This window comes from Enterobacter cloacae complex sp. IR5458, assembly GCF_049238025.1.
In the GTDB taxonomy this organism is placed as follows: domain Bacteria; phylum Pseudomonadota; class Gammaproteobacteria; order Enterobacterales; family Enterobacteriaceae; genus Enterobacter; species Enterobacter kobei.
This window is the reverse complement of record NZ_JBMKIF010000065.1, coordinates 1-10,653: the sequence shown is the minus strand read 5'-3', so window position 1 is coordinate 10,653 and position 10,653 is coordinate 1. Positions and strand designations below refer to the sequence as shown.

General features: G+C 48.9%; 11 protein-coding genes. 9 read left to right on the top strand and 2 right to left on the bottom strand.

Going from position 1 to position 10,653, the window contains the following annotated elements:
- Both ACOTYN_RS24995 and ACOTYN_RS24990 read right to left on the bottom strand, forming a co-directional pair.
- Nucleotides 1–1,724: ATP-dependent helicase (locus ACOTYN_RS24995; RefSeq protein ID WP_252476818.1), on the bottom strand; the 1,724-nt coding region annotated here is incomplete at its 3' end.
- Nucleotides 1,721–2,707, bottom strand: a complete 987-nt coding sequence (locus ACOTYN_RS24990; protein ID WP_000211823.1) for a hypothetical protein — start codon at nucleotides 2,705–2,707, stop codon at nucleotides 1,721–1,723. The genes ACOTYN_RS24990 and ACOTYN_RS24995, both read right to left, overlap by 4 nt.
- Nucleotides 2,708–3,627: 920 nt before the next feature.
- Here ACOTYN_RS24990 and ACOTYN_RS24985 point away from each other — a divergent pair.
- From ACOTYN_RS24985 to ACOTYN_RS24945, 9 genes are all read left to right on the top strand, one after another.
- A complete protein-coding gene (locus tag ACOTYN_RS24985) occupies nucleotides 3,628–4,020 on the top strand; it encodes a hypothetical protein (protein WP_000341066.1) in 393 nt (130 codons plus the stop codon).
- Nucleotides 4,021–4,678: 658 nt separating this feature from the next.
- A complete protein-coding gene (locus ACOTYN_RS24980; protein WP_259408565.1) occupies nucleotides 4,679–5,323 on the top strand; it encodes a trypsin-like serine protease in 645 nt (214 codons plus the stop codon).
- Between the two features lie 202 nt (nucleotides 5,324–5,525).
- On the top strand, nucleotides 5,526–6,023 hold the full coding sequence (locus tag ACOTYN_RS24975) for a membrane protein (RefSeq protein WP_000340139.1): 498 nt from the start codon (nucleotides 5,526–5,528) through the stop codon (nucleotides 6,021–6,023).
- 4 nt (nucleotides 6,024–6,027) lie between these two features.
- The gene (locus tag ACOTYN_RS24970) at nucleotides 6,028–7,416 is read left to right on the top strand and encodes a hypothetical protein (protein WP_000083579.1); all 1,389 of its coding nucleotides are present in this window, start codon (nucleotides 6,028–6,030) and stop codon (nucleotides 7,414–7,416) included.
- Nucleotides 7,417–7,816: 400 nt separating this feature from the next.
- Nucleotides 7,817–8,110 (top strand): helix-turn-helix transcriptional regulator, encoded by a 294-nt coding sequence (locus ACOTYN_RS24965; protein WP_012477377.1) that lies wholly within the window; start codon nucleotides 7,817–7,819, stop codon nucleotides 8,108–8,110.
- Between the two features lie 4 nt (nucleotides 8,111–8,114).
- A complete protein-coding gene (locus tag ACOTYN_RS24960; RefSeq protein ID WP_000088044.1) occupies nucleotides 8,115–9,440 on the top strand; it encodes a type II toxin-antitoxin system HipA family toxin in 1,326 nt (441 codons plus the stop codon).
- Between the two features lie 60 nt (nucleotides 9,441–9,500).
- Nucleotides 9,501–9,707, top strand: coding sequence for a hypothetical protein (locus ACOTYN_RS24955; protein WP_000134171.1), 207 nt, complete (start codon nucleotides 9,501–9,503; stop codon nucleotides 9,705–9,707).
- A gap of 100 nt (nucleotides 9,708–9,807) precedes the next feature.
- Nucleotides 9,808–10,218: a hypothetical protein gene (locus ACOTYN_RS24950; protein ID WP_000985909.1), complete on the top strand. Its 411-nt coding sequence runs from the start codon at nucleotides 9,808–9,810 to the stop codon at nucleotides 10,216–10,218.
- A 12-nt stretch (nucleotides 10,219–10,230) separates the two neighbouring features.
- A partial coding sequence (locus tag ACOTYN_RS24945; RefSeq protein WP_421634787.1) for a hypothetical protein occupies nucleotides 10,231–10,653 on the top strand: 423 nt, incomplete at its 3' end.

Below are 10,653 nucleotides of genomic sequence, written 5' to 3'. Positions count from 1 at the left end.
TCAAAATCGGTGTTGCAAAAACGGGAGTGACCATAGATTCCGTTTTCTGAGACGACCCCGATCAGTATTACGTTATCCCACTCCAGCCCCTTGGAACCATGCAGTGTGGAAAGGATGAAGGGATCGCAGTCAGTAGCAGCCTCGCCTGGATTCAAGATAAGGTTTAAAAACGTGCGGGAATCGATCTTACTGGAGTCAAGTAGCTCCCCGATCCTCACGACCCCTCGTTGCTGGTCGTTCGATCCAGTGCGAGTTACACCCTCAGAGCCAACACTATCAATGAAACCCTCCATACTCAGGCGTCGTAACACATCGATAGCAGGCGTTTCCTCTCCGTCTTTCTGGCAGATAGTGGCGAGCCTGCCCAGCCGATCTTTTTGGTATTGTGCGCCCTCGAATAACTGACCTAGAGCAGACCATAGGTCGGCGTGCGGAGCCATCAATCCACTGAGCGCCGCTTTGAATTGCCCTTTCTGCCATCTAAAACCAGCCTCCTTCAGAAAGCCGTAAACAATCGCTTGTTTGTTGGGATGGTTTTCCAGTAGCCGCAGATCGCCGTACACAGACAGCAAGACGCCAACTACCAGTATCCCGATTTCGGTGCGGGTGTGTAATGCGCTTGAACCATTGAGGTAGCGATAAGGTAGCCCACACAGGCGTAAAGCAATTTCCGCCTCAGCAAGGTTCGCCTTAGTGCGGGACAATATGGCTTGTGTTCCACTGCTCACCGAGAGGTTTGATAGCACCTTGGATAGGCAGTTATCAAAGTGCAATCTGACCTCTGTTTTGGGGGTGCTAGGATGACTGACACAAAGCTTGGTCAGCTTTGTAGAGTTGCGCCGAATTACCGAGTTAGCCATCAAGGAAAGCTCATGGCCAAATCTGAACGTGCATGACAGTTGAAACACCTTCGTATTCGGGTAGTGCCTTTCAAACAGTCCGCCGATAAAGTCTGGTCGAGCACCACGCCACTCATAAATACACTGGTTAACATCACCAACAGCCATAACCGACGTATCCGACTTAGATAGCAAGCGGGTCATGTCATGCTGTATCAGGTTAACGTCCTGATATTCATCAACAATGATGTGCTTGAAGTGGGCACCAAGGCTGCTGTCATTACGCAACAGTGCGACAGCCTCAATCAAACAGTCATCAAAGGTTCGCAGACTGTTTTCCTCCAGCAGCTCACAATAGCGGCCATAGGCGTGAATAAACTCCCGTTTGATGTTGCTGAACGTTGGATCATTGGCAGCATCAACAGGAGTTACGGCCGCCGCCCGGCAGCGAGCAATAAACAGCTCGAAGTTTTCAATTTCATTGGGGTCAATATAATTCGCCTCATGGTCAAAGCCATAGCGGTAGGCTTGCTTTACCAGTTGCTCATAGCGGTAGTCGCTTGGAGTAATGAGGTCTTTCTTCTTGATTATCTGTTGGCGTTCTCCGTAACCAACAATCTTTAAGGCCAAGCTGTGGAACGTGCGGATTTCTGGAATCACGCTCGACATCAGTGCCGTCTTCAAGTTCTCCGTGAAGCTCACCTGCGCCGACTTGTTGTACATCAGGATCAGAATGGAGCGAGGATCAGTTCCCGTCTTGACCAGCCGCTCAACGCGCTTTACAAGTGTGGTTGTTTTCCCGCTACCAGGTACGGCTTTTACCAACGCATGTCCGGTGTCATGGCTGACAATACTTTTCTGCTCCCAAGTCAGTCTTTTGGTCATGCCTTAACCTTGTAATTGGCGCACTGACGGGCCTCGGTGTAGGGAACGATCTTTGCCTTACTGTGACATTGCAGATAGCCATCCTCCCATCGGCCTGCTTGCTCGCACATAATGCAGTTGGGAAATAGTGAATGAGGATCGGCGTGACGGATAAAAGCTCGTAAGTTATCAGCCAGCTCAGCGGCCCCTAACGATCTAGGCCATGTGTTCACGTCAGAATTGATTGTTAAATCCACTTCAGCGAGCGGCATCGTTTGTTCGTTGAGTCGGCCGGAACCACTTAAACTCCAGACAGACATATCCACGTTACCTACTGAGCAGACGCCGCTACAGGTGTCCACAGATTGAAACGGGGGAAGCCAGTTGAATACTCTCAGGATCTTCTCCTTGATCGAGTAGGCCCCGGTAAGCAACATCTGAATATCAGAGGCAGATTGGACCTTAAACTCAAGAATCGGGATACCGGCTTCGATCTTGTCTTGAGAGCAGGGGTGTGTGACACAAATCTCTACGTAGCAACGCCTTTCGCCAGTCGTATCATACAACATCACGTCTGGTCGCAGCCCTGTGACCTTATCGTGTTTTTCCAGCTCTGCCTGATCGAAAAATTGAGTCAAGTTGTAGCGTGCAGGCACGGATTTTACGCACTGACGTGCTTCGTCTCTAACCAAGGCTAAACGAGAACCATTACAGGCAACCCGGCGCTCCAGCTCAAGGCTAATAGGCATTTCACGGCTGAGAGCTTGTTGGTAGCGATAGAAGAATGCTTCTTTGCCGCACTTGTGAAGATAGGTTTCAAGGGCACAGCATTCTTCCGAATGGCGAAAGTGCTTAGCGTTGAACTCGCCCATTACCGGGGTCAGGGGGCTCTTACAACCTGGGCAGGTGTAAGTATGTGAGCGCAGGGCAGCGCCAATGTGCGTGAGGGTGCCCTCGCCGTCTAGCGCGTAAGCGTATTGTATTGAGCTGGATTGAGTTGTCATGACTGCGTATCCTCCCAAAAAAATCCAGCTAAGAACAGACCTTACGGCAGGCAAATGGTAAGTAGTGCTTCTTGAAGCAGTCGAGTGTACAGCGGCTCAGTGAAAAAGCTAATCGCCCGCTCAACAACCTAGTGATACTGGTGCAGATTCGACAATGAGTTAATGCCCGGAGAGCATCTGCAAGACTTCTAGCTGGAAGGCATTCCAACCAGCCCTCGCTTCTGAAAAGCCGTCAGGAAACGGTAAAATCCAACCAAGTGAGCAACTTCACTTGATCAAAGATCTAAGGCTAGAATGATGGAATTCCAACCTTAGTTTGCAAATAGCCTAAACATATAACTTCCTCTGAGGATTTAAAAGAATTCTCAGATGTCTTGAAAGCTACTTTTTAAACTTTCTCATTCTGAGAAGCATATTTAATTTTGCTGCGTCTGCTCGTGCTGCTGCTACAGAAAGGGCTTTATGCAGTGAAACTACCACGACAAACAAACAGAACATCGACCAGAATCCATCCATTTCGTTTACCTAATCGTTGAGGTTTTTATTCGGGATATCTGGCTAAATAGGACTACACAGATACCCAGTTAAACCCCCCGCTTACATAACACTCCGGTTCCTCACCAGACGTTTTATTCTATCGCGGTCTGTGGTTATCAGAAGCTGCATAAACCGGTTATTTAGTCCGTTACGCGAAAATTATTGAGGATCCGGGCTGTTAAACTGTTCTTCCTCTTTCGCTTCCGGAGAAAAGGGGAGGTGTCACCCTGCGGCCGGGTAGTGAAAAGGATTTGACGTAATTCAGGCGAAGGGCGAACAAGACCGCAAAGGACGCCCGGGCGACCGGATACCTGCCGGGTTGTGCGAAGTAAAAACCGGAAGCAGTGATAACACAAACAGGCCCCTACAGCGTAAGGATTGTGATGGACGATAAAGAGCAATTTACGAATCTTGTGGCAAAGCATGCCTCCGGACTCACCGAAGAGCAGCTGGCCGGTTACGATGCCTGTTCCCTGGATGGTGAATGCGTCACGCCTTCATACGAGGTTTTCCGGGGGTATCGTACCCGCCATACCCTGGATGAATTTCTGGAGATGGCCATATCGCTGAATGCCATCCACCCGGATGAATATTTAACGGATATGCTGCTTAAGCCTCATGAGGTGATCGGCGCTCTGGCCGATGAAGGCGACCAGCTGAACAACGCCACCCCGGTTTATTTCTTCCCGGATACCGGCGTCTATGCAGCGGCCGTCAGTGAAACCCGGGTGCTCGATGCCTGGCTTTGCTGGCCATGCTACCCGGCGAACTGGTAACGCGGCCGTTGGAATTGCACCGGCAGGATACGAATTTAACCGACCCCGTGGCGGGAAGGTTATCACAATTGCATGTCCTCATCCCTCAAGCCCCCTGCCAGGCCCTAACGTGCTGTCAGGCTTCGCCTGATTCCCGATCTGCGCCGGTACTTCAGCCGATAACTTTTTGTTTTCTTTTTATTTTCTCCCCATTTCCTCAAAGTTCGCGGGCGGCGTGGACAGGGCACCATTGCCGCATGTGGGGTCTTAATAAGGGCAGGGTGGTCAGGTTTGCTCGATGCCGGGGGTAGGCCCTACCCTTTATGGGATGAGGACATGCAATTCACTAAATTAATCGACAGCACCGGTGGTGACTTATCTGTAACGGGTCAGTTTTGATACGGGGAATGTTTCAGGGTTAAGATCTGGAATCATAAAAATATACGCTCCCGTTCAGGACATACGACTTGAAATGGATAATGCCATTAAAGGAATTCCAGCCTTTCGTCGATAACAGTTTCTGACCATCGCCATAACCATGTCATGGAGGAGACTAACCGTGTTTCAGAGGTGAGCTGGTGCCTGGCAAAACATACAAACTCAAATATCAGGAAGCGAGTTTAGTTGTTTATAACATGCAGCCGTGTAACTGATTAGGTACCGGCAAAAGGAGGAAATAATGTTTGAAAACTACGTTTGTAAAATCTATGTAAGCAATGATCCTCATTTTAGTAGCCATCTCGAAGCAACTGCGTTTGGTTTCGATAATGGTCAGCAGCAAAAGATTCTCACCGCAGCCCATGTTGTTACCAATGCTCTTGGAAAAATTTATCCCGTCAGCAATACACTTAAACTTTACGTCAAATTTCTTAACCATCAAGGACTGGTGAACGAAGAGCCTGTTCTAGTCGATTTCATTCTCAATGAGGCTAATGACAGGGACGGCATTCCGTTTGTTGACAGTGCAGAAATCGTATTACCAGCTGGAATACAACAGCCTGTAAGTAGTTACTTTAAGGTCCTGGCTCCCGCAGCTGGCATGGGTACATTGGGTGTCGGATATCCAATGAATGAGACAACAATTTCGACATTCCCTGGTGAAGTTTCAGGCATTTGGCCTTTAAATTGCTCAAATCATTCTCCCCAACATCTCACAACTCGCTTTGTAATAGCACATTTCAACACCGATGGTTGCTCTGGTGGACCCTATGTCGTCTCCGAGAATGACGAGCATTTTGTCATTGGAAGTCTGGTTGGAATAATGTCTGGAACCTGCCCAGATTCAAATCCACACATGTCTGTTCAGTCCGCTACTGATTTTTAGCAAAGTCAGTTCCAAAATGACGCTGGCACGATAGTTATTTTGGGTCTGCCCGATATGGCGTCTGCCCTTACTAACAGCAACAGCATTGAAACTGACAAACATGAACTCGAAAGTGCCACAATAGTAAGTCATGATTTCTTCATCACTTTTATGGTGCTCTTTTTCACCTATCACACAGCAAGTTATGAATACGAGGCCTGTAATGGACGCTACCGAAACTGAAGAGCTCGAAAAAATTCGCAAGAAGGCAATGGATGAAGTTACAAGTGCTCTTCAGGCGCTTGAAAATAAGTTCCCGGGTATTACTGAGGGCGCAGCAGCTTTGGCGGGGTCAGGCGTAGGCGCAGCGGCTTCCTTCGGTGCTCTCTATACGCTTGGTACAACGGGAGTGTCAGCAGCAGGCATAACCTCCGGGCTCGCTACAGCAGGGTCTATCGTCGGTGGCGGTATGGTTGCAGGCATTGCGGTATTGGCCGCACCTGTAGCTGTGTTAGGGATTGGCGGGTACGCGATAGTGAAACACAAAAAAAATGCGAAACTGACAGCCGCCCTTAGTCAGGCCATCCAAAAGCTCTACGAAGTTCAGGAAAGGTTGATGTCGAATGCGGAATATTTTAAGGCAGAAATTGCTGGCATCAAGGCAACAATCGACATGCTTACTAAGAAAGCTCCAAAAGGTAGCCTGGTCGCGGTGAGGTAAACACATGAGTCAGTCTCCTTATGATGATGAGTTCAGGGCCATCCGTTATATTCAGCTCCGTGGTCAGGATATCGCGAACGCTCACGAGACAATTAACAGTGATATAGAGAGCCTTAAGGCACAGTTGACCGGGCTAATCAGCGGCACTGAACTTGATGAAGCGGAGCATCTGGCGCTTAAAGAACATCATCTGCGAGAAATGACCCCTTCAGATACTGCCATGCATTCTACTGGTCTCAAGACTATATATAGCGAGGCTAACCAGCGTGTATGCGGTGATATTGGACTGGCCACAATACTCTCCACGGATGACTTGGCTGTTGTAGATGCCCGGATCCAGAATCATATTAAAGAATTTAATGATCGCTACGCACTCGACGCCTGGGATTATGCTATTGCCTGCGGATGCGGGCTCATAGCATCCATGCTGGATTTACTTTGCGTCAGAGCCCCGCCAAAACCTACGGTGAGCTTTACGGCAGAAGTGGATGGTATTTTCAATAAACAGGTGCAGAAAGCCTTCAATGCCATTTTGCCGGAGGACCTGAGTACAAAACTCTCAGATTTGTTCCCTATAGGGGCACCAGACAGTTCGATCAGCAGCGATTTAGTGGGTGCGGCCGGTGGCGTTTTGTCTCCCACAAATCACCGCTTAAGAGCTTTGTCACACGATCCCGTACTGGGCATTATTTTCGGTATAAAGGATATGCTGAACGGGACCTGTACGGTGGTTCAGAATGGACAGATCGTGGTTTATCCTTCCAGTAAAGGCGTTACAGACGAAACCAATATTTTCAGGCTCATCGCCAGAATGTTTGGACACCTGGCATCGGATGTTAATGCCCCCTCAGCAAAAGGAAACCGTGGCATGGGGTTACCGGCTCCTTTTATGGGGCTACTTCGTATGCTTGAGGGGATCCCTGTGGGGAGTTCTAACTTCGGCAAACAAATAGAGTACATGTATGTCAACGGGTATGACTTTCGTCAGTTTATCGTGACAAGTATTCCGATGAGCATAATGGAAGTTTTGATGCGGGTTTTCTATGTGGCGAAACAGGTATCGCTGGGAAAAGGAGCTTTTGGGGAGACCTTACTGGATACCATGCCGTTGCGGCTAAATCCACGCTTCCGGATGATGCTTGCCCTGGGTTATGGAACTTCCAGTGCTGTTAACGCAGGTAAAATGTATATCACCGGCAATATTCTCAATGCGAATTACGCCTCCTGGATGGGGTTGGCCTGGAATGGTTTTCACTCACTCAAGTGGTCCCTTTATCAGCGACACTTAAAGCTTTGGGCCGGTATTGAAAAGGCAGAACTGGAACGGCTTCAGAACAATATAGACAGCATCGAGGCATTGACCATCAGAGCAGGAAACTTGCCAGTCAAGTAACATTCACCGGAGCACCTCCGGAACCCCATAGCCCACCAGCTGCTAAAAATGTCTGCCTTTGCTTTTAATACTCTCTCTGCCTCCTCCCCGAGGCAGAGAGTAGCTCGTAGTTATTTATACAGCTCACAACAGGGCCATAAGATACTCCGCTTCTCGTTTACCGATGATCCTGATCTGTCAGCTCTCTTACCGGATGCTGTACGAGCGTAACGGCTTATTATTGATAGTTCTCTCATATCAAACCTCATAAAGATTTATGCTGCCACTTAGTAACAGCCTAAAGGTTGTACTCTCTATTTAACAGCTTTTAGGCTGTTAATTTGATATTACAGCTTTTAGGGTGTATGTTTAGAAAACAGCGTACAAGGTGTATCAGAGGAACTACTGAGGCCAGCTTATGATCAATAATGATTACCCGTTAAACACGCTCAACCAGTTGCGTCCCTTGCTCATTGGTTTTCGCAAGGCGAATGGCCTGACGCAAAAAGACCTGTCCGAAAGGTTAGGGGTCACTCAACAGACATACTCACGTCTGGAAGCCAACCCTGCCAGTGCGAGCATTGAACGGCTATTCAAGGTGTTTTCTATCCTGGGCGTAAAAATCAGCTTCTCCTCGACAACCGCCTCTTCAGAGGGGAAGCAGACGGAAGAAATGCTTAAATCAAACTCACCTGCACGACAGGAGAAATGGTAACGATATGAGCCGGAAACAGCAGCGTCTGGCAATCTGGATGAACGGAATCAAAGTCGGATACTGGGAAAAAAGTAAAGGGGTAGACAGCTTACAATACCTTCCTGACTGGAGTGCAGACGAACAGGGAAGGCCGCTGTCATTGTCCCTTCCTTTTACTCCCGGGAACCAGGTCTGGCGTGGAAATGTGGTACGTGACTATTTTGATAATTTACTCCCGGACAGCGAAGGCATACGCAGACGTCTGGCAATGCGTTACAAGGCCGATAGCCTGGAGCCTTTTGATCTTCTGACGGAGCTGGGAAAAGACTGCGTGGGCGCGATACAGCTGCTTCATGACGGAGATGAACCCACAGATTTATATTCCGTGAAGTATCACCCGCTTACTGAATCAGAAATTGCGGCAACTTTGCGTAATACCACGGAGACATTGCTACCGGGCAGGCCAGAAGATAACGACGACTTACGTTTATCTATTGCCGGTGCTCAGGAGAAAACAGCCCTACTGTGGCATGAAGATCGGTGGTGTATGCCGGAGGGTAATACACCAACGACGCATATATTCAAGCTACCGCTCGGACTTGTGGGGAACATGAAAGCCGACATGCGCTCGTCGGTTGAAAATGAATGGCTCTGCTCGGTACTTCTCGAACAGTACGGGCTCCCCGTGGCAAGAACGCAGATTGCTCACTTTGAAGATCAGAAAGCGCTGGTGGTAGAACGTTTTGACCGAAAATGGTCAGGAAACGGACAATGGATCATTCGTTTACCCCAGGAGGATATGTGTCAGGCCCTGGGCATTTCGCCATTACGAAAATATCAGGCGGACGGCGGGCCAGGTATATCGGAAATTATGGAAGTTCTGAGTAATTCAGACCGTGCTGAGCGTGACAAAGCGCAGTTTTTTATGACGCAGATAGTTTTCTGGATGATGGCCGCAACAGATGGCCACGCTAAAAATTTCAGTATTTCTATTGGGCCACAGGGACGTTATCACCTTACACCACTCTATGATGTGTTGTCGGCATGGCCGGTGATCGGTCATGGGAACAATCAGATATCCTGGCAGAAGTGCAAACTGGCGATGGCCGTACGTGGCAGTAGCAACTATTACCAGATATATCGAATACAACGACGCCACTGGATCAGGCATGGTGAGATAACCGGCCTGAGTAAACAGCAGACAGAGGCGATGATAGAGGAAATCATCGCCAGAACCCCGGGTGTCATTGAACGTGTTAGCGGGCTTCTTCCGGACCAGTTCCCCCAGCAGCTTGCGGAAAGTATTTTTGATGGAATGAGGCAGCAATGCAGGCGCCTGGCTGAGAAATGACAGCCGCAATTTATAGTGTGCATGTTTTCAGAATAGCTGATGTAAGCGTGAGGATTCAGTATGACTGAAGAACAAAAAAGAATAGAGCGGGCTATTGAGTTGGCTTGTCGTTACGGCGGAACCGATGAAATGCATCATCTGCAATGGGTCGTGGATCAGATGGTAAGAGAACTTGCTGGAGAACGTTATGCACAGATTGTAGCAGATGCCACCAGCGGAGAAGATGGGCCTGATACTTACAAATGGAGTGTTGGGATCGCGCCTTAGCATCTGTCAGTCTGGGGATGAAAACGTACTTAACATCCAGCGAATTCCCAGACTTCACATTAAGACTAGAGTAACGGCCGCAATCACGTGAGAGAAAAAAATGGCAATTTTAGCAATCATTGCAGTTATCGCCCTGGGTGGGTACGCCTGCGGGTTTATTAAAGCCCGTGAGCTGAGCGCTTTGCGTAAAGAAATGAAACTATACGTGGATCGCATGGAAGCGGCGGAGCTGGACTTACACGCAATCAGAAGTGTAGCGGAGCACCGGTTGCACGGTGCAGGTAAACAGTTTGCCGACCTTTACAGCCGTATCGACGGTGCAACTGTGACGCTGACACCCGAAGATCAGCTGTTACTGGCAACGATGCCATTTAATATTCAGGATGTAGAAGACATCGTAAACGAGCGCGGTCCAAAGACAATTAGCGGCCGTCCATTCTGGGAAGTTGAGCCAGGCCCGCATGACTATGAATATGGCCCGCAATATCCGTATTTCCCAGACCAGCGCTAGGAAGAGATCAAGATGAGAGAGCCAAGACCCCGCCATACCTTGCAGGTCATTCGAGTGCCTTCTCTGGAGGTTCAGGATCTGGGGCTGACCAGCTTTGATAGCTGGCTTGACGAGAACGGTTATGACAAAACGAATGCCAGAAATAACCGTACCATCTGGGCGAGAGAAGGCGGATGGCATCTGAAACGTTGCAGAAATCTGGAAACTGGCACGGACGATTTCTGGTTTATCGCTTTCGATGGTAAAGGCGGAAAGATATACCCGCTGAAAACCCAAAGAGACTACCGGGCTGCATATCGTAAGCTGGAAGCAGAAGGTTATGCACCTGCGGTCATCGAGCAAATGACCACAGGCGCAGCATATAACCTGGCCTATCCAGGGGTCGTCTCAGAAAACGGAATCTATGGTCACTCCCGTTTTTGCAACACCGATTTT